Annotated in this window: 25 protein-coding genes and 1 tRNA gene; 5 read left to right on the top strand and 21 right to left on the bottom strand. The window is 73.5% G+C overall.

Annotation, left to right across the window (positions count from 1 at the left end; genetic code table 11):
- Nucleotides 1-103: 103 nt before the first annotated feature.
- The 10 genes from Q0795_RS02385 to xerD all read right to left on the bottom strand — a co-directional run bounded on the left by Q0795_RS02385 (nucleotide 104) and on the right by xerD (nucleotide 8,323).
- Nucleotides 104-177, bottom strand: a tRNA-Pro gene (locus tag Q0795_RS02385).
- Between the two features lie 76 nt (nucleotides 178-253).
- Nucleotides 254-1,783, bottom strand: a complete 1,530-nt coding sequence (der, locus tag Q0795_RS02380; RefSeq protein WP_298885985.1) for a ribosome biogenesis GTPase Der — start codon at nucleotides 1,781-1,783, stop codon at nucleotides 254-256.
- A complete protein-coding gene (locus tag Q0795_RS02375; RefSeq protein ID WP_298885983.1) occupies nucleotides 1,780-2,268 on the bottom strand; it encodes a SufE family protein in 489 nt (162 codons plus the stop codon). The genes der and Q0795_RS02375 overlap by 4 nt, the downstream gene beginning before the upstream one ends.
- A gap of 3 nt (nucleotides 2,269-2,271) precedes the next feature.
- Nucleotides 2,272-3,135: a sulfurtransferase gene (locus Q0795_RS02370; protein WP_298885981.1), complete on the bottom strand. Its 864-nt coding sequence runs from the start codon at nucleotides 3,133-3,135 to the stop codon at nucleotides 2,272-2,274.
- Between the two features lie 9 nt (nucleotides 3,136-3,144).
- Nucleotides 3,145-3,879 carry a (d)CMP kinase gene (gene cmk / locus Q0795_RS02365; RefSeq protein WP_298885979.1) on the bottom strand — a complete coding sequence of 245 codons (735 nt, stop codon included), beginning with the start codon at nucleotides 3,877-3,879 and terminating at the stop codon, nucleotides 3,145-3,147.
- Between the two features lie 36 nt (nucleotides 3,880-3,915).
- Nucleotides 3,916-4,878 (bottom strand): pseudouridine synthase, encoded by a 963-nt coding sequence (locus Q0795_RS02360; RefSeq protein ID WP_298885977.1) that lies wholly within the window; start codon nucleotides 4,876-4,878, stop codon nucleotides 3,916-3,918.
- On the bottom strand, nucleotides 4,875-5,477 hold the full coding sequence (gene scpB / locus Q0795_RS02355) for an SMC-Scp complex subunit ScpB (RefSeq protein ID WP_298885975.1): 603 nt from the start codon (nucleotides 5,475-5,477) through the stop codon (nucleotides 4,875-4,877). The genes Q0795_RS02360 and scpB overlap by 4 nt, the downstream gene beginning before the upstream one ends.
- Complete coding sequence (locus Q0795_RS02350) at nucleotides 5,461-6,282, bottom strand: segregation/condensation protein A (RefSeq protein ID WP_298886612.1); 822 nt, start codon at nucleotides 6,280-6,282, stop codon at nucleotides 5,461-5,463. The genes scpB and Q0795_RS02350 overlap by 17 nt, the downstream gene beginning before the upstream one ends.
- A 56-nt stretch (nucleotides 6,283-6,338) precedes the next feature.
- Complete coding sequence (locus Q0795_RS02345; RefSeq protein WP_298885973.1) at nucleotides 6,339-7,223, bottom strand: AAA family ATPase; 885 nt, start codon at nucleotides 7,221-7,223, stop codon at nucleotides 6,339-6,341.
- 56 nt (nucleotides 7,224-7,279) lie between these two features.
- On the bottom strand, nucleotides 7,280-8,323 hold the full coding sequence (gene xerD / locus Q0795_RS02340; RefSeq protein WP_298885971.1) for a site-specific tyrosine recombinase XerD: 1,044 nt from the start codon (nucleotides 8,321-8,323) through the stop codon (nucleotides 7,280-7,282).
- Here xerD and Q0795_RS02335 point away from each other — a divergent pair.
- Entirely contained in the window at nucleotides 8,316-9,038 is a 723-nt protein-coding gene (locus tag Q0795_RS02335; RefSeq protein ID WP_298885969.1) for a hypothetical protein, read from the top strand. The genes xerD and Q0795_RS02335 overlap by 8 nt on opposite strands.
- Nucleotides 9,039-9,047: 9 nt before the next feature.
- Here the strand turns inward: Q0795_RS02335 and hisIE are convergent, their stop codons facing one another.
- The 9 genes from hisIE to Q0795_RS02290 all read right to left on the bottom strand — a co-directional run bounded on the left by hisIE (nucleotide 9,048) and on the right by Q0795_RS02290 (nucleotide 16,881).
- Nucleotides 9,048-9,839 carry a bifunctional phosphoribosyl-AMP cyclohydrolase/phosphoribosyl-ATP diphosphatase HisIE gene (hisIE, locus tag Q0795_RS02330; protein WP_298885967.1) on the bottom strand — a complete coding sequence of 264 codons (792 nt, stop codon included), beginning with the start codon at nucleotides 9,837-9,839 and terminating at the stop codon, nucleotides 9,048-9,050.
- Nucleotides 9,836-10,642, bottom strand: a complete 807-nt coding sequence (hisF, locus tag Q0795_RS02325; protein WP_298885965.1) for an imidazole glycerol phosphate synthase subunit HisF — start codon at nucleotides 10,640-10,642, stop codon at nucleotides 9,836-9,838. The genes hisIE and hisF overlap by 4 nt, the downstream gene beginning before the upstream one ends.
- A complete protein-coding gene (gene hisA, locus Q0795_RS02320; protein WP_298885962.1) occupies nucleotides 10,639-11,394 on the bottom strand; it encodes a 1-(5-phosphoribosyl)-5-[(5-phosphoribosylamino)methylideneamino]imidazole-4-carboxamide isomerase in 756 nt (251 codons plus the stop codon). Before hisA ends, hisF begins: the two co-directional genes overlap by 4 nt.
- A gap of 40 nt (nucleotides 11,395-11,434) precedes the next feature.
- A complete protein-coding gene (gene hisH / locus Q0795_RS02315) occupies nucleotides 11,435-12,037 on the bottom strand; it encodes an imidazole glycerol phosphate synthase subunit HisH (RefSeq protein WP_298885960.1) in 603 nt (200 codons plus the stop codon).
- On the bottom strand, nucleotides 12,034-13,104 hold the full coding sequence (hisB, locus tag Q0795_RS02310) for a bifunctional histidinol-phosphatase/imidazoleglycerol-phosphate dehydratase HisB (protein WP_298885958.1): 1,071 nt from the start codon (nucleotides 13,102-13,104) through the stop codon (nucleotides 12,034-12,036). Before hisB ends, hisH begins: the two co-directional genes overlap by 4 nt.
- On the bottom strand, nucleotides 13,101-14,240 hold the full coding sequence (hisC, locus tag Q0795_RS02305) for a histidinol-phosphate transaminase (RefSeq protein WP_298885956.1): 1,140 nt from the start codon (nucleotides 14,238-14,240) through the stop codon (nucleotides 13,101-13,103). The genes hisB and hisC overlap by 4 nt, the downstream gene beginning before the upstream one ends.
- On the bottom strand, nucleotides 14,237-15,550 hold the full coding sequence (hisD, locus tag Q0795_RS02300; protein WP_298885954.1) for a histidinol dehydrogenase: 1,314 nt from the start codon (nucleotides 15,548-15,550) through the stop codon (nucleotides 14,237-14,239). Before hisD ends, hisC begins: the two co-directional genes overlap by 4 nt.
- Entirely contained in the window at nucleotides 15,547-16,455 is a 909-nt protein-coding gene (gene hisG, locus Q0795_RS02295) for an ATP phosphoribosyltransferase (RefSeq protein WP_298885952.1), read from the bottom strand. Before hisG ends, hisD begins: the two co-directional genes overlap by 4 nt.
- Nucleotides 16,456-16,545: 90 nt before the next feature.
- A complete protein-coding gene (locus Q0795_RS02290; protein ID WP_298885950.1) occupies nucleotides 16,546-16,881 on the bottom strand; it encodes a YerC/YecD family TrpR-related protein in 336 nt (111 codons plus the stop codon).
- Nucleotides 16,882-16,996: 115 nt separating this feature from the next.
- Between Q0795_RS02290 and Q0795_RS02285 the strand changes: the two genes are divergently transcribed.
- A complete protein-coding gene (locus tag Q0795_RS02285) occupies nucleotides 16,997-17,686 on the top strand; it encodes a peptidylprolyl isomerase (RefSeq protein WP_298885948.1) in 690 nt (229 codons plus the stop codon).
- 31 nt (nucleotides 17,687-17,717) lie between these two features.
- Here Q0795_RS02285 and hisS read toward each other — a convergent pair whose 3' ends face one another.
- The gene (gene hisS / locus Q0795_RS02280; protein ID WP_298885946.1) at nucleotides 17,718-19,115 is read right to left on the bottom strand and encodes a histidine--tRNA ligase; all 1,398 of its coding nucleotides are present in this window, start codon (nucleotides 19,113-19,115) and stop codon (nucleotides 17,718-17,720) included.
- A 94-nt stretch (nucleotides 19,116-19,209) separates the two neighbouring features.
- On the opposite strand from hisS, the gene Q0795_RS02275 reads away from it, so the two are divergent.
- Entirely contained in the window at nucleotides 19,210-19,908 is a 699-nt protein-coding gene (locus Q0795_RS02275) for a GTP pyrophosphokinase family protein (protein ID WP_298885944.1), read from the top strand.
- A gap of 3 nt (nucleotides 19,909-19,911) precedes the next feature.
- Here the strand turns inward: Q0795_RS02275 and Q0795_RS02270 are convergent, their stop codons facing one another.
- Nucleotides 19,912-20,622, bottom strand: a complete 711-nt coding sequence (locus Q0795_RS02270; RefSeq protein WP_298885942.1) for an MBL fold metallo-hydrolase — start codon at nucleotides 20,620-20,622, stop codon at nucleotides 19,912-19,914.
- A 100-nt stretch (nucleotides 20,623-20,722) separates the two neighbouring features.
- On the opposite strand from Q0795_RS02270, the gene Q0795_RS02265 reads away from it, so the two are divergent.
- Together Q0795_RS02265 and Q0795_RS02260 are read left to right on the top strand one after the other, a co-directional pair.
- Nucleotides 20,723-22,393, top strand: a complete 1,671-nt coding sequence (locus Q0795_RS02265; RefSeq protein WP_298885940.1) for a DUF349 domain-containing protein — start codon at nucleotides 20,723-20,725, stop codon at nucleotides 22,391-22,393.
- Nucleotides 22,390-23,730, top strand: a complete 1,341-nt coding sequence (locus Q0795_RS02260; protein WP_298885938.1) for a M18 family aminopeptidase — start codon at nucleotides 22,390-22,392, stop codon at nucleotides 23,728-23,730. Before Q0795_RS02265 ends, Q0795_RS02260 begins: the two co-directional genes overlap by 4 nt.
- The last annotated feature ends 56 nt before the right edge of the window (nucleotides 23,731-23,786 follow it).

The raw sequence follows: 23,786 nt of genomic DNA, 5'->3' as shown, positions 1-23,786 counted from the left end.
GTGGGCCGAACCTTAACAGCGGCTCTCGGGGCTGTCACCCGTCCGAGGGGCCCCGGACACGACGAAGCCCTGGCGAGAGAAGGCCTCTCACCAGGGCTTTTCGTCGGGATGACAGGATTTGAACCTGCGACCCCTTGACCCCCAGTCAAGTGCGCTACCAAGCTGCGCCACATCCCGTTGTTCTGTTGTCCGCCCGGCTGGGCGAGGATCAGGTTAGCCCATCGGTGCCCGGCTGACCCAATCCCCGGGTAGGTCAGCGGCGGCGCTTCTCCCGCACCCGCACCGAGATCTCGATCGGGGTCCCGGCGAAGCCGAACTGCTCGCGCAGCCGACGCTCCAGGAACCGCCGGTAGCCCGCCTCGATGAAGCCCGAGGCGAAGATGACGAACTTCGGCGGGCGGGTGTCGGCCTGCGTCGCGAAGAGCACCCGCGGCTGCTTGCCGCTGCGCACCGGGTGCGGGTGCCCGGCCACGACCTCCCCGAGGAAGGCGTTGAGCCGGGCCGTGGGGATGCGGCGGTCCCAGGAGGCCAGCGCGGTGTCCAGGGCGGGCACCAGCTTGGCGACGTTGCGCCCGGTGGTCGCGGAGATGTTGACCCGTGGGGCCCAGGTGATCTGGACCAGCTCGCGCTCGATCTCGCGCTCGAGGTAGTAGCGCCGCTCCTCGTCCAGGGTGTCCCACTTGTTGTAGGCCACGACCAGCGCCCGCCCGGCGTCCACGACCTGCTGGATCACCCGGATGTCCTGCTCGGCGATCGGCTCGGACACGTCCACCAGGACGACGGCCACCTCGGCCTTCTCCAGCGCGGCCTGGGTGCGCAGCGAGGCGTAGAAGTCGGCGCCCCGCGTCTGGTGCACCCGCCGGCGGATGCCCGCGGTGTCGACGAAACGCCATACCCTCCCGTCGTCACCGAGCTCGATCAGCTCATCGACCGGGTCGCGGGTGGTCCCGGCCACGTCGTCGACGACGACCCGGTCGGTCCCGGCGAGCTTGTTGAGCAGGGAGGACTTGCCGACGTTGGGGCGCCCGACGAGAGCGACCCGCCGCGGTCCCCCGCGCTCGCCGACCCCGGCCACCGCCGAGGTCTCCGGCAGCACGTCGAGCAGCGCGTCGAGGACGTCGCCCGAGCCGCGCCCGTGCAGGGCGGACACCGGCCACGGCTGCCCCAGGCCCAGGCTCCAGAGCATCGCCGCGTCCGCCTCGAAGCGCTGGTCGTCGACCTTGTTGGCGACCAGGACGACCGGCTTGCCCGAACGCCTCAGCAGCCGGACCACCTGCTCGTCGGTGTCAGTCGCCCCGACCGTGGCGTCGACGACGAACATCACCGCGTCGGCCAGCTCCACGGCGACCTCGGCCTGCTCGGCGACCCGCAGGTGGATGCCCCGGGCATCGACCTCCCAGCCGCCGGTGTCCACGACGGTGAACCGGCGACCAGACCACTCCGCGTCGTAGGCGACCCGGTCGCGGGTCACGCCGGGCACGTCCTCGACGACCGCCTCGCGGCGCCCGAGGATGCGGTTGACCAGGCTGGACTTGCCGACGTTGGGCCGGCCGACGATCGCGACGACCGGGCGGCCACCCGCGGCGGCCTCCTCGTCGAACGGCAGCTCGCCGCGCTCGACCAGCGCCTGGTCCTCCGCGGAGAGCTCGAAGTCGACGAGCCCCGCCCGCAGCGCCTGCTCCAGCGCCTCGTCCTGCTCGCTGGGCTCGAGGTCGGGCAGCGCGTCGGGGTCACCGCCGGTCCACTCGACCTCGACGTCCCCGTCGTCGTGCGGCCCGCTCATGCGCTCTCCTGCCCGGCCTCGGCGGTGCGGGCGTCGTCGCGCAGCCGCACCTGTCGCTTGATGCGGCCCAGCATGCCGACCATGCCCCGCATGCGCAGCGGGGACACCGCCTCGGCCAGGCCGAACCGGTAGGGAGCGTCGTCCGGGACCTCGAGGACCTGCCGGGCCGACAGCCCGTCCAGGCTCTCGTGCAGGATCCCCGCGAAGCCGCGGGTGGTGGGCGCCTCGGGCGGGGCGTCGAAGAACAACCGGACGGTGTGCTCCGGGTCGTCCTCGACCTCGACCGCGAGGAAGAGGGGCGACTGGCACTCGTCGACCCGCTCCATGGTGTCCAGGCTGCCGTCGTAGCGCTCGGGCAGGGCCGGCAGCTCGCGCGAGAGCTCCAGCAGCAGCTGCAGCCGCTCGGGCTGGCTCACCGCGTGGAAGTCCTCGGCGAGCTCGGCCATCGCCTCGGGCAGATCGGTGCGCTCGGTCTCCTCAGGCATCCCTCACCGCTCCACGGGCACGCCGACGGAGTTGCCCCACTCGGTCCAGCTGCCGTCGTAGTTGCGCACCTTCTCGAAGCCCAGGAGGTGGGTGAGCACGAACCAGGTGTGGCTCGAGCGCTCACCGATCCGGCAGTAGGCGACCACGTCGTCGGACGCGGAGAGCCCCTGCTCCTCGAGGTAGAGCGCCTCGAGCTCCTCGCGGGAGCGGAAGGTGCCGTCCTCGTTGGCCGCGCGGGCCCACGGCACGGACGCGGCCCCCGGAATGTGCCCGCCCCGCATGGCGCCCTCCTGCGGGTAGTCCGGCATGTGCAGGAGCTCACCGGAGTACTCACCCGGCGAGCGCACGTCGACCAGGGGTGAGCCCAGGTGGTCGAGCACGTCGGCCTTGAACGCCCGGACGGCGCTGTCGTCGCGGTCGACGACGGGGTAGTCGGCGGGGGTGACCTCAGGCACGTCGGTGGTGAGCTCGCGGCCCTCCTCGACCCACTTCGCCCGGCCGCCGTCGAGCAGCCGCACGTCCTCATGACCGAACAGGGTCATCACCCATAGCGCGTACGCCGCCCACCAGTTGGACTTGTCGCCGTAGATGACGACCGTGGTGTCGCGGGCGATGCCTCGCTCGGACATCACCTGCGCGAACCGCTCGCCGTCGACGTAGTCCCGGGTCAGGGGGTCGTTGAGGTCGGTGTGCCAGTCCAGCTTGCGGGCGCCGGGGACGTGCCCGGTGTCGTAGAGCAGGACGTCCTCGTCGGACTCCAGGACGACGACGTCCTCGTCGTCCAGGTGCTCGGCCAGCCACGCGGTGGTGACCAGGCGCTCGGGGTGGGCGTAGGCCTCGATCTTGTCGCTCGTGCTCGTGCTCATGGGTGCTCCTCAGGCGTCGGGGTCAGGGGTATGTGGTGCCTGCGGCTCGGCGCGCGGCGTGACCTCGCCCCGGACCAGGGCGAGCACGGCCGCGACGACCTCGTCGAAGGTCAGGTCTGAGGTGTCCAACGTCACGACCCCGTCCGCGGCTTCCATGAAGGCGCTGACGGTGGAGTCCTGCTCGTCGCGGCGGACGATCTGGTCGCGGGTGGCGGCGACCTGGTGGGCGTCGGCGCCGCCGTGCAGCTCGGTGGCCCGTCGGGCCAGACGGGCCTCCTCCGAGGCCGTCAGCAGCACCCGGTGCTCGGCGTCCGGGGCCACGACGGTGGTGATGTCACGGCCCTCGGCCACGATGCCGCCGCGGGCCTCGCGCTGGGCGCCGATGACCTCCCGCTGCCGCCGGCGCAGCTCGGCGCGCACGTCGAGGTTGGTCGCGACGGCGGACACCTGCTCGGTGACCCGCTGCTCACGGATCGCGCCGGTGACGTCCGTGCCGGCCACCGTGACGCTCTGGTCGTCGGGGTCGGTCGGCACCGCGAGCGGCAGGTCGCGCGCCGCCTGGGCCACGGCCTCCCCGTCGTCCAGGTCCAGGCCCTGTTCGAGGCAGTGCCACGCCAGCGCGCGGTACATCGCCCCGGTGTCGAGGTAGGCCAGGCCGAGCTCTCGGGCGACCGCCCGAGACACGGAGGACTTCCCGGACCCTGAGGGCCCGTCGATGGCGACGGTGAGAGGCGGTGCGGACACGCCGCCACCCTACCCGCCGGGGGACCCTCGCCCGCCCTACTCCCCCGCCGAGCGGTAGAGCTGGGCGACCTCCTCGGCGGAGAGCGCGCGGTACTTGCCCGGACGCAGCTCGGCGAGCCGGACCGGCCCGATCTGGACCCGGGAGAGGGCCTCGACGGGGTAGCCGACCTCCTCCATCATCCGACGCACGATGTGCTTGCGGCCCTCGTGCAGCACGACCTCGACGATGGAGTGGCCCGGGATGTCGTCGACGAGGCGGAAGCTGTCGGCCTTCGCCAGCCCGTCCTCGAGCTGGACGCCGTCACGCAGCTGCTTGCCGACACCGGGTCCGACGACGCCGTGCACCTGGGCGACGTAGGTCTTGGGGACGCCGAAGGCCGGGTGCTGCAGCTTGTGCGCGAGGTCGCCGTCGTTGGTGAGCAGCAGCAGCCCCTCGGTGTCGACGTCGAGGCGGCCGACGTGGAAGAGCCGCTGGGACAGGTGCCCGACGTAGTCGGTCAGGCAGGGACGGCCCTCGTCGTCCTCCATCGTGGAGACGACGCCGGCCGGCTTGTTGAAGGCGAGGTAGACCTTGTCCGTGTCCACGACGACACGGTCGCCGTCGACGTGCACGGTCTGCCTCGACGGGTCGACGCGGACCCCCAGCTCGACCACGACCTGCCCGTCGACCTCGACGCGGCCCTCCTCGATGAGCTTCTCGCAGGCCCGGCGGCTACCGAAGCCGGCGCCCGCCAGCAGCTTCTGCAGGCGCACGCCCTCCGGGCTGTGGACGTCGCGGGACGCCGGGTCCGGCGGGGTGCTGGGCCGCCGGCGGCGCGGAGGGCGGCTGCCCCCGGCCCGGCGGGGGCCCGCGCCGCCCCCCTGGGAGGGCACGCCGGGGCCGCCGCGGGCGCCCCCGGAGCGCCCACCGCCGGAGCGGCCACCCCCTCGGGATGCACCCGCGCCGTGGCCCTTGCCACCGCCGCGGGATCCGGGTCGCTGCTGCTTGCCGTTGCTCATGCGAGTCCTTCCGATGCGAGCTCCTCGAGCACCTCGGCCGAGGGGAGATAGGGGGCCAGGGCCGGCAGGTCGTCCAGGCTGTCCAGGCCCATCCGCTGCAGGAACAGGTCCGTCGTGCCATACAGCACCGCGCCGCCGGTCGGGTCCTGCCCGGCCTCGGTCACCATGCCGCGGGCCAGCAGGGTCCGCACGACGCCGTCCACGTTGACCCCGCGGATGGCGCCGATACGGGCGCGGCTGATGGGCTGCCGGTAGGCGATGACCGCCAAGGTCTCCAGGGCGGCCTGGGTCAGCCTCGCCTGTTGGCCTCCCAGGAGGAACTGCTCGACCACCGCTGCGTATTCCGGACGGCTGTAGACCCGCCAGCCCCCACCCAGCCGGCGCAGCATGAACCCGCGCTGACCCTCGGCATACTCCTGGGCGAGCGCGTCGAGCGCCGCACCGACCTCCTCCAGCGACAGCTCGAGGGCGCCGGCCAGCGCCTCCTCGGTGACCGGCTCGTCGACGACCATGAGGACGGCCTCGATGGCCGAGCGCACGCCGCCGGGCAGGCTGCGCACGTCGATGCCGGGCTGGTCCTGCTCATCGGGCCGGCTCATCGGCCACCTCCTCGTCGAACTCCGCCCCCACCGGGGCGACGTCGCCGCCCTCCGGGCCGGTCCAGCGCACCGTTAGCTCCCCCAGCGCCTCGTCCTGCTCCAGCGCCACGACGGTGTCGCGGAAGAGCTCCAGGAGGGCCAGGAAGCGGGCCACGATCACCAGCGTCGAGTCGGCGTCGGCGACCAGGTCGCGGAAGCTGGCGCTGCCGCGTCCGCGGAGCCGGGACACGACGATCGAGGCCTGCTCGCGCACCGACACCTGCGCGGCGTGCAGGTGCTCCACACCGACGGTCGGCGGTGGCTTGGGGATCATGGCACGGCCCGCGATCATCGCCAGCTGCTCCGGCGTGATCGTCAGCACGAGCTCGGGCAGCAGCGAGGCGAAGCGCTCCTCGATCCCGACGTCCCGGGCGAAGATGCGTCCCTTGCCCTCCATCTGCAGGCGCAGCTCGTCGGCGACCTGCTTGAAGGCGCGGTACTGCAGCAGCCGGGCGAAGAGCAGGTCGCGGGCCTCGATGAGGGCAAGGTCCTCCTCGTCGTCCTCGCGGGCGCCGGGCAGCAGCCGGGCCGCCTTGAGGTCGAGCAGGGTCGCGGCGATGAGCACGAACTCGCTGGCCTGCGACAGGTCCCACTCCCCCTCCCCCTCCTGGGCCGCCCGGAGGTAGGCGACGAACTCGTCGGTGACCCGGGCCAGGGCGATCTCGGTGACGTCCAGCTTGTGCTTGGCGATGAGGCCGAGCAGCAGCTCGAACGGGCCGGAGAAGACGTCGAGGTGCACCTCGAACCCGGCCCTGCCCGACACCAGGACCCCGCCCGGCGTCTCGGGCCCGGTGCTGGTGGCGGGGGGCGTACCCACCTCGCTCAGGGTGCGCCGCCGCGGGAGACGAGCTCGCGAGCGAGCTGGCGGTAGGCCTCCGCGCCCGAGTGCGTGCTGGCGTAGGTCGTGATCGGCTCGGCGGCGAGCGTGGCGTCCGGGAACTTCACCGTGCGGCTGATGACCGTGTGGAAGACGGTGTCGCCGAAGTGGTCGACCACGCTGCGGACGACCTCGCGCGAGTGCAGGGTGCGACCGTCGTACATCGTCGCGAGGATGCCGTCGACCTCCAGGCGCGGGTTGAGCCGGTCGGTGATCTTCTCGATCGTCTCGATGAGCAGGGCCACCCCTCGCATGGCGAAGAACTCCGTCTCGAGCGGGATGACGACGCCGTGCGCAGCGGTGAGGGCGTTGACGGTCAGCAGGCCCAGCGAGGGCTGGCAGTCGATGAACACCACGTCGTAGTCGTCGAGCACCGGGCGCAGGACGCGGGCCAGGACCTGCTCGCGCGCGACCTCGCCCACGAGCTGCACCTCGGCGGCCGACAGGTCGATGTTGGTCGGCAGGATGTCGATGCCGGGGACCCGGGTGGGCTGGATGACGTCGCGCACGTCGTGGCCACGCTCGACGAGCAGGTTGTAGATGGTGACGTCGAGGTCGTGCGCCCGGACCCCGAAACCGACCGAGAGCGCGCCCTGCGGGTCGAAGTCGACCATGAGCACCTTGCGGCCGTACTCCGCCAGCGCGGCGCCCAGGTTGATGGTCGTGGTCGTCTTGCCGACGCCGCCCTTCTGGTTGCACATCGCGATGACGCGGGCCGGGCCGTGGCTGGCCAGCGGCGGTGGCACGGCGAAGTCGGGCAACGGGCGGCCGGTGGGGCCTGTCTGCCCCACGCCCGAGGTCTCGGTACCGGGCAGCCGGTCGTGGGTCACGTGGTGTCTCCAGGTGCGTGGTGGTCGTGGTCGGCGTCCCGCCGATCGATCCGACCCTAATCCACGCCTCCAGGAGAGGGCCATCTGCCTGCACCTCGACCTGAGGTTGAGACTCCCGCCCCCGGACGCGCGCCCCGAGCACGGGGATGGGCCTGGGCGTACACCTCTCGCAGGTGCTGCGTCGACACGTGGGTGTAGATCTGGGTCGTCGCGACCGAGGCGTGGCCGAGGAGCTCCTGCACGACGCGCACGTCCGCGCCGCCGTCGAGCAGGTGCGTGGCGAAGGAGTGGCGGAGGGTGTGCGGCGAGATCTCGCCGCGCAGGTCCGCCCGGTCGGCGGCGGCCTTGATCGCGGTCCACGCCGACTGCCGGGAGAGCCGTCCGCCACGGGCGTTGACGAAGACAGCCGGTGTGCCGGCGCCGCGCCGAGCCAGTGCGGGCCTGCCCCGGACCAGCCAGGCGTCGAGGGCGTCCCGCGCGTAGCGCCCCATCGGCACGATCCGTTCCTTGCGTCCCTTGCCGAACAGCCGCACCACCCCATCGCCGCCCTCGTCCCCCCGCCCGAGCTCCAGGTCGTCCACATCGAGGGCGATCGCCTCGCTCACCCGGGCGCCGCACCCGTAGAGCATCTCCAGCAGCGCGCGGTCCCGCAGCGCGGCGGGCGTGTCCCCCAGGGCGGCCGCCTGCAGCAGCCGCTCCACGTCATGCACGGTCAGCGCCTTGGGCAGCCGGCGGGGCGGCGTCGGCGGGGTGACCTCGCGGGCGGGGTCTGCCGGCGCCTGCCCCTCGACCGCGAGGAAGGTGTGCAGGCCGCGCACCGCCACGACGGCCCGTGCCGCCGATGTCGCCGCCAGGGGCTGGTGCTCCTGGTCGCCGGAGCGCAGGTGGGCCAGAAAACCGGTCACGTGCTGCTCGCGCACCTCGCTCGGAGTCCGCACGTCCAGCCCGTCGAGGTAGCGCAGGTAGCGGTCCAGGTCCCGCCGGTAGGCCCGCAGCGTGTGCTCGGACCGCCCGCGCTCCACCCTCAGGTGGTCCAGCCAGTCGCCGACCGCGCGCGCCAACGGGGTGCGGGGGGTGCTCTCGGAGGCGGACGTGGTCACGGACGAGATCTTCTCAGGTCACGGCATACCGGCGGGTGCCTGCCGCGCGTCCGGTGCGGTCCTGCCGCGCTGCCGGTGCGGGCGGGGGGAGACTGCCCTCATGCGCTGGTATGCCGAAGCTCCCGCCCGCCGTTCCCGCCAGGTCGTCGCCGACCTGCTCGTCCTCGGCTGGGTGGTCGCCTGGGTGTTCGTCGGCCGCCTCGTCTTCGACCTCGTCATGACGCTGGCCGCGCCGGCGGTCCCGCTGCGGGCGGCGGGGACCGGCCTCCAGAGCCGGATGGAGGAGGTGGCGGGCCGGGTGACCGAGATCCCCCTGGTCGGCGACGAGCTGGACACGCCCTTCATCGGCGCCGCCGGGGTGGGGACCGACCTGGTCAGCGCCGCGGAGCGGCTGGAGTCGGGGGTGCGCACGGTCGCCTGGCTGGTCAGCGTGCTCTCGACCCTGACGCCCGTCCTCATCGTCCTCCTGCTCTGGCTGGTCGTCCGCCTCTCCTGGGTGCGCCGCGCCCGGTCCCTCGGCCGGGACCTGCACGACCCGCGGTCCCAGGAGCTGCTCGCCCTGCGGGCCCTCGTGCACCAGCGCCCGCGCCGCCTGCAGCAGGTCCTCGACGACCCGGTCGCCGCGTGGCGCTCGGGCGACCCGGTGGCGCTGCGCACCCTGGCCGACCTCGAGCTCGCCGAGGTCGGGCTCCGGGGCGGCCCCCGCACCGAGTAGCGGCCCGGCTCAGCCGTGCCGTCGCCGCAGCACCCGCTCGACGTCGGCCAACCCCAGGTCGCGCGAGCGCAGGAGCACCAGCAGGTGGTAGACGAGGTCGGCGGACTCCCCCAGCAGCGCGTCGTCGTCCTGCGCGACCGCCGCCAGCGCGGTCTCGACGCCCTCCTCCCCCACCTTCTGCGCGATCCGGCGCACGCCGCCGGTGAACAGCGTGGTGGTGTAGGACCCCTCGGGCAGCTCGAGCTGCCGCCCCCGCACGACCTCGTCCAGCTCGTGCACGAACGACCCGGGTCGCGCCCCGGGGTCGAAGCACGTCTGCTCGCCCGTGTGGCACGTCGGACCGGAGGGGATGGCGTGCAGCAGCAGGGTATCCCGGTCGCAGTCGAGCTCGACCGCCTCGACCCGCAGGACGTTGCCGCTGGACTCCCCCTTCGTCCAGAGCGCCCCGCGGCTGCGGCTGTGGAAGGTCGCGAGGCCGGTGTCGAGGGTCACCCTCAGCGCCTGCTCGTCGAGGAAGCCCACCATGAGCACCTGACCGGTGCGGGCGTGCTGGACCACCCCGGGCACGAGGCCGCCGGCCTTGGCGAAGTCCACGTCCGTGACCCCGAAGCCCACCATTCCCGGCGCTCGGTCGGTCTCGGGGCCCACCATTCTCGGCGCTCGGTCGGTCTCGGGGCCCACCATTCTCGACGCTCGGTCGGTCCCGGGGCCAACCATTCCCGGCGCTCGGTCGGTGGGGATGCCCTCGTCCGGGGCGCCGGCGCCGTCGGCGCCGTCGGCGGCGTGCGGGGAGTCGCTCACGAGGCCTCCTGCGTGGGGGTGGGGGACGCGTCCAGGCGCACCTCGACACCGGCCTGCGCCAGGGTCCGCTTGAGCGCGGGGATCGGGATGGACCCGTCGTGGAAGACCGTGGCCGCCAGGGCCCCGTCGACGTCGGCCTCGCGGAAGACGTCGACGAAGTGCGCAGGCGCCCCCGCACCGCCGCTGGCGACGAGCGGCACCGGGCACACCTCCCGGACCGCTGCCAGCTGCTCGAGGTCGTAGCCGTCCCGGACGCCGTCGGAGCCCATGCAGTTGAGCACCACCTCGCCCGCCCCGAGGTCGACGACGCGGCGCACCCAGTCCAGGGTCGTCACCTCCAGCGCCCGCGTGGCGTCCGGGCTGCCGGTGAACTGCCGGATCCGCCACTGCCCGTCCTCGTCCCGCAGGCTGTCGACGCCGACGACGACGCACTGCACCCCGAAGGCCTCAGCGAGCTCGCCGACCAGCTCGGGGCGCTGCGTGGCGGGGGTGTTGACCGACACCTTGTCGGCCCCGGCGTGCAGGACGGCCCGGGCGGTGGCCACCGAGCGGATCCCGCCGGCGACGCAGAACGGGATGTCGATGCTGCGGGCGACGCGCTCCACCCAGCCGACGTCCACGCCGCGCCCCTCGGGGCTGGCGGTGATGTCGTAGAACACGAGCTCGTCGGCGCCCGAGGCGGCGTACCGCTGGGCGAGCTCGACGATGTCCCCCATGTCCCGGTGGTCGCGGAAGCGGGTGCCCTTGACCACCCGGCCCGCACGGACGTCGAGGCAGGGGATGATGCGGCGGGCCAGCGTCATACCTGCTCCTCCTGGACCGCGTCGCCGACGGTGAGCCGGCCCTCGAGCAGCGCCTTGCCGAGGATGATCCCGGAGCACCCGTGCTTCTTGGCCGCCCGGACGTCGTCCACGGACCGCGCCCCGCCCGAGGCCTGGAGCTCCAGCGCCGGGTTGGACCGGGTGAGCATCGTGTAGAGGTGGAAGTTGGGCCCCGAGAGGGTGCCGTCGCGGCCGATGTCGGTGCACAGGACGTGGCGCAGACCCGAGCCCTGGTAGTGGTGCAGGGTGGTCGTGAGGTCCTGCTCCCCCACCGAGGTCCAGCCCGAGGTGGGCAGCACCCAGCGTCCGTCCTCGCCGATCCTGGTGTCGAGGGCGACGGTGATCCGGTCCGGCCCGACGCGGTCCAGCCAGTGCGCGACCGTCTCCGGCTCACGCACCGCCAGCGAGCCGACGACGACCCGCTCGGCACCGGCGTCGAGCAGCTGCTGCACGTCCTCGAGGCTGCGCACCCCTCCCCCGGTCTGCACCCGCAGCCCGGTGGTCTCCACGATGGTGGTGAGCGTCTCGCCGAGGGTGTAGCCCCCGGCCCGCGCCGCGTCGAGGTCGACGAGGTGCAGCCAGGCGGCGCCGGAGCGGGCGTAGTTCTCGGCCACCGCCACCGGGTTGTCGGTATAGCGGGTCTCCTGGTCGTAGTCGCCCCGCAGGAGGCGGACCACGGCCCCTCCGCGCACGTCGATCGCGGGGTAGACGGTGAACGGTCCGGTGTGGGTCACGTGGATCTCTCCGGTGTCGGTGCGGGGGCGATGCGTCGTGTCATCCTTCGACCTCGTGCAGGAAGTTTCGCAGAAACCTCGCCCCGAGCGCGGAGGAGCGCTCCGGGTGGAACTGCGCGCCCCACCGCCGGCCCGAGCGCACGACGGCGCTCCACCGGCCCCCGTGCTCGGTCGCGGCCAGCGTGGACGCCCCCGACGGGGCGGCGTAGGAGTGGACGAAGTAGGCCCGCTCGCCCTCCTCGATACCGGTGAGCAGCGGGTCCTCGACGAGGTCGACGAGGGAGTTCCAGCCCATGTGCGGCACGCGGACGCCGGGACGGGGAGGTATGCCGCGCACCTCGCCCGGGACCAGGCCGAGGGTCTCGACCCCGCCGTCCTCGGCGGAGCGCTCGAAGAGCAGCTGCATCCCCAGGCACACGCCGAGCAGCGGCGCCTCCACCTGGTGGAGCACGTCGACGAGCCCGAGCTCGCGCAGCCGGCGCATGCCCGCCCCGGCGGCGCCGACACCGGGGAGGATGACCCGGTCCGCGGCCAGGATGTCGCCGGGGTCGGCGGTGAGCCGGCTCGTCGCGCCGAGCCGTTCGAGGGCGTAGCTCACCGAGCCGATGTTGGTGCCGCCGCCGTCGACGAGCGCGACCCTCACAGGACGCCCTTGGTCGAGGGCAGCTCGGCCGAGTCCCCCTGCCGGGCGATGCCCATCCGCAACGCGCGGGCGACCGCCTTGAAGCCGACCTCGATCATGTGGTGGGTGTTGCTGCCGGTGACCGACAGGTGCAGGGTGCAGCGCATGGCGTCGGCGAAGGAGCGCCAGAAGTGCTCGACCATCTCGGTGGAGAAGTCACCGACGCTCTCCCGCTCGAAGCTGCCCTCGTAGGCGAAGTAGGGCCGCCCGGACAGGTCGAGGGCAGCGGTGGCCTGCGCCTCGTCCATCGGCAGGGTGAAGCCGTAGCGGCCGATGCCGCGCTTGTCCCCCAGGGCCGTCCGGATCGCCTCGCCGACCGCGAGCGCGACGTCCTCGACGGTGTGGTGGTCGTCGATGTGCAGGTCGCCCGCGCAGGCGACCCGCATCCGGAAGCCGCCGTGCTTGGCCAGCTGGTCGAGCATGTGGTCGTAGAAGCCGATCCCGGTGGAGATCTTGCTGCCCCCGGTGGCGTCGAGGTCGACCTCGACCGTGATGCTGGTCTCGGAGGTGGCCCGCTCGACCCGGGCGGTGCGCGGGGCGTCGACGAGCTCGTGCGCGATCTGCGCCCACCCGACCTCGGGCAGCAGGTAGCTGCGGATGCCGAGGTTGTCGCCGAACTCCCGGTCGGTCGGCCGGTCGCCGACCATGACCGAGCGGTCCCAGTCCACACCGCGGTCCTTGAGCAGGTGCACGACCATGCCGATGCCGGGCTTGCGGGTCCACGGCGCCTCCGGCCCCCCGTGGTGCGGGTCGATGTAGACGTCCCGGAAGGTGACGCCCTGGCTGGTGAGGACCTGCGTGACCAGGCCGTGCGCGGCGTCGAAGTCGGCCTGCGGGAACGACTCCGTCCCCAGGCCGTCCTGGTTGCTCACCATGACGAGGTCGAAGCCTGCGTCCTGGATCCGCAGCAGCGCCGGGATGACCCCGTCGACGAAGGCCACCTTCTCGAGCGCGTCCACCTGCTGGTCGTGCGGCTCGGTGATGATCGTCCCGTCGCGGTCGACGAAGCAGATCGGGCGGGGGCTCATGCGGGGGTCTCCTCGGTCGGGGTGGGTCGGGGGGTGGTGAGGTCGGCCAGGGCGCTGCGCAGGGCGGTCATCTCCGGGCCGGTGCCGATGGTGATCCGCAGCGCGTCGTCCAGGCCGGGGAGGTGGCGCATGTCGCGGACCACGATCCCGGCGGCCTCCAGGGTATGCAGCAGCGCGTCCGGGGCGTCACACCGCACCAGGAAGAAGTTGGCCTCGCTGGCGTAGACGGTGCGGACCTCGTCCAGGTCGCGCAGCCACCGCCCGACCTCGTCCCGCAGGCGCAGGACGTCGCCGACGTGCTCACCGGTCGCCTGCCGGGCCTGTGGCGCCAGGGCCCGCAGCGCGAGCGCGGTCACCGGCTCCGGCATCGGGTACGGGGCCTGCACCCGGCGCAGCACCGCCGTGAGGTCGGGGTGCGCCAGCGCGATGCCGACCCGGGCGCCGGCCAGGGCGTGCGCCTTGGACAGGGTGCGGAGCACGACCAGCGTCGGGTGCTCCTCCAGGAGTGTCACGGCCGAGCGCTGGGCGGCGAACTCGCCGTAGGCCTCGTCGACGACGACGACGGCCTGGTCGGCGAGCTCCTCGGCGAGCCGGACCACGTCGCGCAACGGCACCACCGACCCCGTCGGGTTGCCCGGCGAGGCGAGGAAGACCACGCGGGCGCCCCGCTCCCGGGCGGCCCGGGCGACGGCGGCGGTGTCGACGTGCCAGCGCAGCCCGTCGTCCACCTGCGGCACGTCGACCACGGGCACGCCGTGCAGGCGGGCGGACACGGCATACATCCCGAAGGTCGGGGAGGTGATGACGACGCCGTCCCCGCCCGGGCGGCACAGGCTGCGCACCAGCAGCTCGATGGCCTCGTCGCTGCCGCGGCCGACGACCACCCGGTCGGGGGTGGTGGCCCAGAGGTCGGCGAACGCCTCCACGAGCTCGGCGGGCTGCGGGTCCGGGTAGCGCCGCGAGGCGCCCGAGGCGTCGGCGGGGTTGCTCACCCCGGACTCGTTGGCGTTGAGCCAGATGCGGTCCGCCGTGCCCGTGGGGGTGCTGGTGCGGGCCGAGGAGTAGCCGGCGAAGCCGCGAAGGTCCGGCCGCAGGAGGTCGACGGGGAAGGCGAGCTCCTCGCGCGCCGGGCTCACGTCGCCGCCCCCTCGGACAGACGGGCGAGGCGACGGGTCACCGCGCGCTGGTGGGCGTGCAGCGCCTCGGCCTCGGCGAGGGTCACCGCGCAGGGCCCGACCGCAGCCAGGCCCTGCGCCGTGGCCTGCTGGACGGTCATGGCGATCTGGAAGGCCGAGACGTTGACCCCGCCGGTGAAGCGCGCGGCGCCGGCCGTCGGGAGGACGTGGTTGGTGCCCGAGCAGTAGTCGCCCAGCGTCTCCGGCGTGTGGTCCCCGAGGAAGACCGACCCGGCCCGGTCGATGCGGTCCACCCAGTCCTCGGCGTCGCGCAGGGCGAGGATGAGGTGCTCGGGGGCGTAGTCGTTGGAGACCTCCACCGCCTGGTCGAGGTCGGCGGTGACGACCAGGCGCGAGGACGCCAGCGCCTTGCGGGCGATGTCGGCCCGCGGCAGCGACTCGACCTGCTCGGCCACCTGGGCGGCCACCTCGGACGCGAGCTGCGGGCTGTCGGTGAGCAGGACGACCTGGCTGTCCGGGCCGTGCTCGGCCTGCGAGAGCAGGTCGGCCGCGACGAACTCGGGGTCGGCTCCCGCGTCGGCGATGACGAGCACCTCGGAGGGCCCGGCCGGCATGTCGATCCCGGGACCCCCCTCGGCGGTGCTCACCTGCCGCTTGGCCTCGGTCACCCAGGCGTTGCCGGGCCCGAAGAGCTTGTCGCAGGCCGGGACCGACGCGGTGCCGTGGGCCATCGCGGCGATCGCCTGGGCTCCCCCGACGACGAAGACGTCCTCGATGCCGCACTCGGCCGCAGCCGCCAGCACGGCCGGGTCGGCGGTGCCGTCGGGCCGCGGCGGCGTGCAGAGCACGACCTCGGGGCAGCCGGCGAGCTGGGCCGGCACGCCCAGCATGAGCGCGGTGCTGGGCAGCGGGGCCGACCCCGCCGGGACGTAGAGGCCGACCCGGCGGATCGGGCGGACCACCCGGCGGCAGACGACGCCGGGGGCGGTCTCCACGGCATACCCCTGCTGCACACCGGCCTCGTGGAAGGTGCGGATCCGGCCGGCGGCCTCGGCGATCGCAGCGCGCAGCAGCGGGTCCAGGGCGGCGACCGCGGCGTCCCGGTCGGCCACGGGGACGCGGAGCGCGGCCGGCCGGGCGCCGTCCAGGCGGGCGGTGAGCTCGCGCAGCGCCTCGTCGCCACCCTCGCGCACCTGCTGGAGGATCTGCGCGACGCCGGCGGTGACCTCCGGCCCGGCGGCAGCGGTCCCGCGCCGCAGCGCCTCGCGCCGCTGGGTCTCGTCGAGCTCGGCCCAGGTGAGGATGTTCATGCCAGCATCCCCTCCACCGGCAGCACCATGAGGTTGTGCGCCCCGCAGCGCTTGAGGTCCTCCAGCCGGGCCCACGAGACCGGGCCGTGCACGAGCATCTGCAGCGCCACCTCGTCGCGCCCCTCCACGGCCATGACCGTCGGCTCGTGGCCCTCCGGCAGCAGCCCGAGGACGGTGTCGAGACCGCTGCGCGCGGTGCGCAGCATGAGGAGGCGGGACTCCTTGAGCTGCACGGCCCCGTCGAGCCGGCGCAGCAGCAGGTCGGCGATCTCCTGGCGCCCGTCGTCCAGGGTCCGCCCCGGCCCGGCGATGACGGCCTCGCTGTGCAGGATCGTCGTCACCGGGGTGAGCTGGTTGGCCCGGAGGGTGCCGCCGGTGGAGACGAGGTCGCACACGACGTCGGCCTGGCCCAGCCGCGGGGCGATCTCGACCGAGCCGTTGAGCACGATCGGCTCGGCCTGCACGCCCTGCTCGGCCAGCCAGCGGCCCAGGGTGTGCGGGTAGGACGTGGCGATCCGCAGCCCGGCCAGCTGCTCCGGCCCGGTCCACTCCTGCTCCTCGTCGATGGCGATGTCGAGGCGGCAGGTGCCCCACCCCAGCTGGCGCCACTCGGTGAGCTCCACCCCGCGGCCCTGCGCCTCCCGGGCCAGGCCGTGCTCGACGAGCACGTTGCGCCCCACGATCCCCAGGTCGCACACGCCGTCGGCGATGAGCCCGGGGATGTCGTCGTCGCGCACCAGGAGCAGGTCGACCGGCAGGCTCTCGCCGTAGCAGAACAGCCGGTCCCGGCTCTCCCGCCAGGTGAGCCCGCAGGAGGCGAGCAGCTCGCGGGCCGGGTCGCCCAGGCGGCCGGACTTCTGGATCGCCACGCGCAGGCGCTCGCGGGGCTGGGCAGGCGGGGTCATCAGGGCCTTTCGGGAGGATCAGGGCTCCCGCACCGTCTGGGTGCTCGGGAGGTGGGGCTGGTGCCGGGGCGGCGCACGCCGTCGGGCGCCTCAGGCGGGAGGGGCGGACGCCGGATGCGGGCGGCGATGCTCCAGAGCGGCACGGTAGCCGCCGGCGCCACCCTCCACACAGCGGGCGATCCGCCCGACCGTCGTCACGCTCACGCCCGTGACGTCGTGGATCTGGCGGTACGACATACCCTCGGCGAGCAGGGGGACGACCGACCAGCGGTCGGCCAGGGCCTCGATCTCGGCCGGGGTGCACAGGTCGTCGAGAAAGGCGTCCACGGACGCAGGGTCACGCAGGGCCGCGAGGACCTCGGCGAGGTCGGCCCGCACCCGCGCACGGGTCGCGACGGCCGCGCCGTGGGTGTCCCGCTGCTTCATGCGCGTCCTTCCGATCTCGACCTGCCGGGGCTCCGAACCACCCCGGGTGTATCAACGTGTTATCACGCTAACACGCACTGGCTCCCTCCCCAAAGCGCCGTGCGAGGATGCCCGGGTGCACCGCCGACTCGCGCCCCTCGCCGCCAGCCTCCTCCTGCTCACCGCCTGCGGGGGCGAGTCGTCCCCGGGCCTCCAGCCGGAGGGCGAGACGTCCGACGCCTCCCCGGCGCCCCTGTCGTGCGACGAGGCTCCGGAGCCGGCGGCCGACGTGACGACCTACGGCCCGCAGGACCTCCCCGAGCCGCTGAGCGGGACCGAGACGGTGACGGCGACGCTGGAGACCACGTGCGGCGAGGTGGAGCTGGAGCTGTATGCCGAGCAGGCGCCGCAGACGGTCGCGTCCTTCGCCTTCCTCGCGGAGGAGGGCTACTGGCAGGACAGCCCGTGCCACCGGCTCACGACGAGCGGGATCTTCGTGCTGCAGTGCGGTGACCCGACGGGCACCGGTCAGGGCAGCCCCGGCTACGGCTACGGCATCGAGAACGCCCCGGAGACCGGGATGTACCCGCCCGGCACCCTCGCGATGGCCCGCACCCAGGACCCGGAGAGCAACGGCGGCCAGTTCTTCGTCGTCTACGACGACACCCAGCTGCCCGTGGAGGGCGGTGGCTACAGCATCTTCGGGCGGGTCACCGAGGGCCTGGACATCGTGCAGGGCGTCGCCGCCGAGGGCACCGACACCGGCGGCGGCGACGGGGCGCCCGCCCAGCCGATCAGCATCCTGTCCGTCACGCTCGACGGCTGACCGCACCGGACGCGCGGGAGGACTGTCCGGCTCAGACCAGGGGCTGCGCCAGCTCGACCCGCAGGGCGCTGACGACCTCCTCGCGCGGCACGGTGAACTGGTCCTGGCGGCGTAGGTCCTTGAGGGTCACCGTGCCGTCGGCGACCTCCTGCGCCCCCAGCAGGGCGACGAAGCGGATGCCGGCGCGGTCGGCATACCGCAGCTGCTTGCCGAGCTTGCCGCCGTCGAGGACGGCCTCGGTGTTGATGCCGCCGTGCCGCAGCTGGGAGGCGAGGGCGAGCTGGTCGTCGAGGAGCTCGGGGTCGACCTGGGGCACCAGGACCTGCACGGTCGACTCCCCCGCCGAGGCGTCGATGAGGCCCGCCTCCCGCAGCTGCCAGAAGAGCCGCGACAGCCCGATGGAGATGCCGACCCCGGGCAGCCGGGACCTGGTGTACTGCCCGGCGAGGTCGTCGTAGCGTCCGCCGGAGCAGATCGAGCCCAGCTCCGGGTGCTCGTCGAGGGTCGTCTCGTAGACGGTGCCGGTGTAGTAGTCCAGCCCGCGCGCGATGGAGAAGTTGAGGCAGTAGTTGCTCTCCGGGACACCGAGGGCGCGGACCAGGGCGAGCACCTCGCGCAGCTCGGTGACCCCCTCGGCCAGCGCGCTGCTGCCGGTGGATCCCGCCTCGACCTCCGCCAGCCGGGCCAGGGCGTCCTCGTGCCCCGTGGAGCGGGTCTGCACGAAGGACAGGATCCGCTCCACGACCGACTCGGCGAGCCCGAAGTCCTCCCCGGTGAGGGTGGTCCTCAGGTAGTCCGCGCCCCGCTTGTCGAGCTTGTCGACCTCGCGCAGGACCGCCGCCTGGACGTCGCCGTCGGTGATGCCGAGGTCCTCGTAGAACCCCCGGAGCAGGCGGCGGTTGTTGATCTGGATGGTGAAGGTGCCGATCGCCAGGTCGGTGAAGATCGCGTTGATGATCGCGGGCGCCTCGGCGTCGTGGCGGACCGACAGCTCGCCGGAGCCGATGATGTCGACGTCGCACTGGTAGAACTCGCGGAACCGCCCCCGCTGCGGCCGCTCACCACGGTAGACGCGCTGCATCTGGTAGCGCCGGAACGGGAAGGTCAGCTGGTGCTCGTGCTCGGCGACGTAGCGCGCCAGCGGCACGGTCAGGTCGAAGCGCAGCGCCAGGTCCGGGAGCCCCTCGTCGCCGTCCTGCGCCCGCGACTTCTCCAGCGCCCCGGTGGACTGCACGAAGTAGACCTGCCGCTCGGTCTCCCCGCCGGTCTTGGTGAGCAGCACGTCGGAGCGTTCGAAGACCGGCGTCTCGATCGGCAGGAAGCCGAAGCGCTCGTAGCCGGAGCGGATCGCGTCCAGCATCCTCTGGAAGGCGACCTGCTCGGGCGGCAGCAGCTCGAGGACACCGGAGGGAGTGCGCGGGGAGATCACCGCAGGAGTCTATCGAGCGGTATGCCGTGCCCCCGCCGCCCGGGCACGACACGGGCACGGGCGCGTCCGGCCGACGCGAGGCATAGTGGAGGCCATGAGCACCGCTGCCGCCGCCGAGCCGCCCTCCCTCGCCCTGGCCACGGAGGGCGGCATCACGCCCGCCCAGCTGCGGGAGGTGGGCAGCCAGCTCCAGCGCTTCCTGCTGGAGTACGAGTTCGGGCTGCGCGAGGTCGAGACCAAGATCGAGATCCTCCGCGACGAGTTCGCGCACATGCACGACTACAACCCCATCGAGCACGTCTCCAGCCGGGTGAAGTCGCCGGACAGCCTGCGGGAGAAGGTGCTGCGGCGCGGGTTGAGCCTGGACCTCGAGACCATCCGGCGCGAGATCACCGACATCGCGGGCATCCGGGTGTCGTGCAGCTTCGTCACCGACGCCTACCGCATCTTCGACCTGCTGACGCAGCAGGACGACCTGACGATCCGGCGGGTGTCGGACTACATCGCCGAGCCGAAGGAGAACGGCTACGCGAGCCTCCACGCGATCGTCGAGATCCCGGTCTTCCTGTCCACCGGACGGGTCGACGTGCCCGTCGAGGTCCAGCTGCGCACGATCGCCATGGACTTCTGGGCCAGCACCGAGCACAAGATCCACTACAAGTACGACGGCAACGTGCCGGAGGGCCTGCTGACCGAGCTCAAGGACGCCGCGACCAGCGCTGCCGAGCTGGACGCCCGGATGCAGCGGTTGCACCGCGAGCTGCACGGCACCGGCCCCGACGCGCAGGCGTAGTCCTCAGCTGCGGGGCGAGAGCCCGGCGAGGTGGGGGTTGGTGGCCCGCTCCCGCGCCATCGTCGTGGCCGGTCCGTGGCCTGGGAGCACGAGCGAGGAGTCGGCCAGCGGCAGCACGACGTCGCGCAGGCTGCGCCGCATCGCGGCCCCGTCGCCGCCCGGCAGGTCGGTCCGACCGATCGAGCCGGCGAAGAGGACGTCGCCGGAGATCACCGTCCGGTCCAGCTCCTGCGCGGGTATGCCGTCGGGCACCCCCGTGGTGGTGAACAGGACCGAGCCCTCGGTGTGCCCCGGTGCGTGCACCACCCCGATCCGCAGACCGGCGATCTCGAGGTCCTGCGCGTCGGCCAGCTCGACCACGTCCTCGGGCTCGGTCCAGGTCGCGCGGCGGCCGAACTGCTGCTCCATGGCCAGGACCAGCTCCGGACCCAGGGAGGACAGCGGGTCGCGGAGACGATAGCGGTCGTCCGCGTGGATGTAGGGGCTGACCGCGGTGGTGCCCGCGCAGACCGGGGTCACGGCATACACGTGGTCCAGGTGCCCGTGCGTGAGGAGGACGGCGGCCGGCCGCAACCGGTGCTCGGCGAGGAGGTCCTGGACCGCTCGCTCGACCCCGATGCCGGGGTCGACGACCACGCACTCCTCCCCCTCGGCGGGGGCCACGACGTAGCAGTTGGTGGCGAAGGCGTCGGCGACGATGCTGCGGACGAACATGGCACCGACCCTACGCACCGTCACCGCCCGACCTCGTCCCGGCCGCGGACCGGTGCGTTGGGTAGGGTCGAGGCGTCAACGCCATGTCGAGGCGGCCCCGATGGCCGCGCTCGCGGTCCCTATCCGAGAGGCCACCACCGTGTCCGAGCAGACGCCCTCCCCCACCGAGCCCGACGACCAGGGTGCCGAGCCCGAGGTGGCGGCGACCCAGGACGTCGAGCCCACCGGTGCGCCGGACACCGAGCAGCCTGAGGCGGCGGCTGAGCCCGACGCGCCCGTCGAGCCTGAGGCACCCGTCGAGCCCGAGGCACCCGCCGAGCCTGCGGCACCCGCCGAGCCCGAGGCGCCCGTCGAGCCCGAGGTGCCCGCCGAGCCGGAGCCGGCCGCACCCGCCGAGCCCACCCCAGCGCCCCCGCGGCCGGCGGCGCCCTCGCCGGCCATGTTCGCCGCGCGGAGGCCGGCCGCCCCACGGCCGGCCGGTAGCGCTGCGGCCGCGTCCCCCCAAGCCCACCCGGACCCCACCGAGTCCATGAAGCACGGGCGGGTGGCCGAGGACGGCACGGTCTTCGTCACCCTCGCCGACGGCACCGAGCGCGAGGTCGGCTCCTACCCCGGCGCCAGCGCGCAGGAGGCGTTGGCCTACTTCGCCCGGAAGTACGACGAGATGCTCGCCTCCGCAGACCTGCTCAAGGCGCGCCTCGCCGGCACCGAGGTGTCGGCGCACGACGCGCGCCAGTCCCTGGCCCACCTCAAGGAGCAGATCGGCGAGGCGCACGTCGTCGGGGACCTGGCCGCCCTCGAGTCCGTCGTCAAGGAGCTCGAGGCCGAGGTGAAGACCCGCTCGCGCACCGAGCAGGAGGAGCGGCTCAAGGCCAAGGCCCAGGCCGCGCAGGAGCGGGAGGAGCTCGTGGCCGAGGCAGAGCAGCTCGCGGCGACCGACCCGGGCCGCATCCAGTGGAAGCAGAGCAGCGCCCGCGTCCGCGAGCTGCTCGACGAGTGGAAGGCCCACCAGCGCTCCGGGCCCCGCCTGGACAAGGAGGCCGAGAACGCCCTCTGGCAGCGCTTCAGCCACGCCCGGTCGGCCTTCGACAAGATGCGCAAGACCTGGTTCGCCCAGCTGGACGAGGAGCACGGCCAGGCCAAGGCCACCAAGGAACGGCTGGTCCGCGAGGCCGAGGCCCTGTCGGCGAGCAAGGACTGGGGGGCGACGGCGGGAGCCTTTAAGCGGCTCATGCAGGACTGGAAGCGGGCCGGCCGGGCCTCCCGCGCCGACGACGACGCCCTGTGGGTGCGGTTCAAGGCCGCCCAGGACTCCTTCTTCGACGCCAAGGACGAGGTGGTGGCCGCCGAGGAGGCGGAGTTCTCCGAGAACCTCAAGGTCAAGGAGGCCCTGCTGGTGGAGGCCGAGGCCATCACCGTCGACGAGGCCCACCTCGACCAGGCCAAGGCCGAGCTGCGCCGGGTCCAGGACCGCTGGGACGCGGCCGGCAAGGTGCCGCGCGGCGACATCAAGCGGGTGGAGAACCGGTTGCGCGCCGTGGAGCAGAAGGTCCGCGACATCGAGGACTCGCAGTGGCGGCGCAGCGACCCCGAGCTCGACGCACGGGCCAGGTCGATGGTGGACCAGCTCGAGCGGGCCGTGCAGGGTCTGGAGTCGGACCTCGAGGCTGCCCGGGCGGCCGGGGACGACCGCAGGATCAGCGCCCTGGAGTCCGAGCTGGCCACCAAGCAGCTCTGGCTGGACTCGGCCCGCGGGGGTCTGAGCCGGTGAGCTCCCTCACCCGCCTGGCGACCGAGGTCGCCGAGGTCGCCGACGGCCTGTGCGCCTACCTCGACGCCTCTCCCTCACCCTTCCACGCCGTGCAGACCGCGGCCGGGCTGCTGACTGCCGCCGGTTTCGCCGAGGTCGACGAGGTCGACCCGACCCCCACGGCGCCGGGGCACTACGTGGTCCGCCGCGGCGGGTCGCTGATCGCCTGGTCGACGGCGCACCTGCCGGCCGACCGGCCGGCGCACACGGCATACCGGGTCGTCGGCGCCCACACCGACTCCCCGAACCTGCGGGTCAAACCGCACCCGGACTGGACCCGGGCCGGATGGCGGATGCTGGGCGTCGAGGTCTACGGCGGTGCGTTGACCAACTCGTGGCTGGACCGCGACCTCGGGCTCTCCGGGAGGGTCGCCGTGCGGGACGCCGCCGCCCCCGGTGGCGTCCGCCAGCACCTCTGGCGCTGCGACGACCCGCTGCTGCGTGTCTCCCAGCTGGCCATCCACCTCGACCGGACGGTGCGCACCGAGGGGCTGCGGCTCAACGACCAGCAGCACCTGGCGCCCCACTGGAGCCCCGGGGGTGGGGCCGAGGGCGGGTTCAGCGACTGGCTGGCCGCGCGGGTCGAGGTCCGCCCCGAGGACCTGCTGGGCTTCGACGCCATGACCCACGACCTCACCCCGGCCCGGCGCATCGGTGGTGACGGCGAGCTCATCGCCTCGGCGCGCCTGGACAACCTGGCGACGTCCTACGCCGCCGTCCGGGCGCTGCTGCAGGCGGTCGCCGAGCCGGGCGAGGCGACGACGCCCACCGTGCCGGTCATCGTGCTCTTCGACCACGAGGAGGTCGGCAGCACCTCCGAGCGGGGCGCCCAGTCCACCCTCCTGCCCGCCTGGCTCGAGCGGATCGTCCTGGCGGCGGGCGGCACCAGGGAGGACTACTGGCGGGCGCTCGCGGGCACCGTCGTGGCCTCCGGCGACATGGCGCACGCCACGCACCCCAACTACCCCGAGCGGCACGAGCCCGAGCACCCGATCCTCATGAACGGCGGGCCGGTGCTCAAGGTCAACACCAACCTGCGCTACGCCACCGACTCGCCCGGCGCGGCCGCCTTCGCCCTCGCCTGCGAACGGGCGGGGGTGCCGATGCAGACCTTCGTCACTCGCTCGGACCTCCCGTGCGGGTCCACCGTCGGGCCGACGACCTCGGCGCTGACCGGCGCCACCACGGTCGACTTCGGGGCCCCGGTCCTGTCGATGCACTCCACCCGCGAGATCTGCGGCTCCCTCGACCAGGCCGGGTATGCCGCGGCCCTGGCCGCCTTCCTCACCCCCGCCTGACCTCCGCCCCGCCCGCCCTACCTGCCTCCTGTCCCCGTGGTGTGGCGGGGGCGGGG

The organism is uncultured Serinicoccus sp., from assembly GCF_947487915.1.
Classification (GTDB): Bacteria; Actinomycetota; Actinomycetes; order Actinomycetales; family Dermatophilaceae; genus Ornithinicoccus.
The sequence above is the reverse complement of the archived record's forward strand: the minus strand, read 5'-3'. Positions and strand labels throughout refer to the sequence as shown.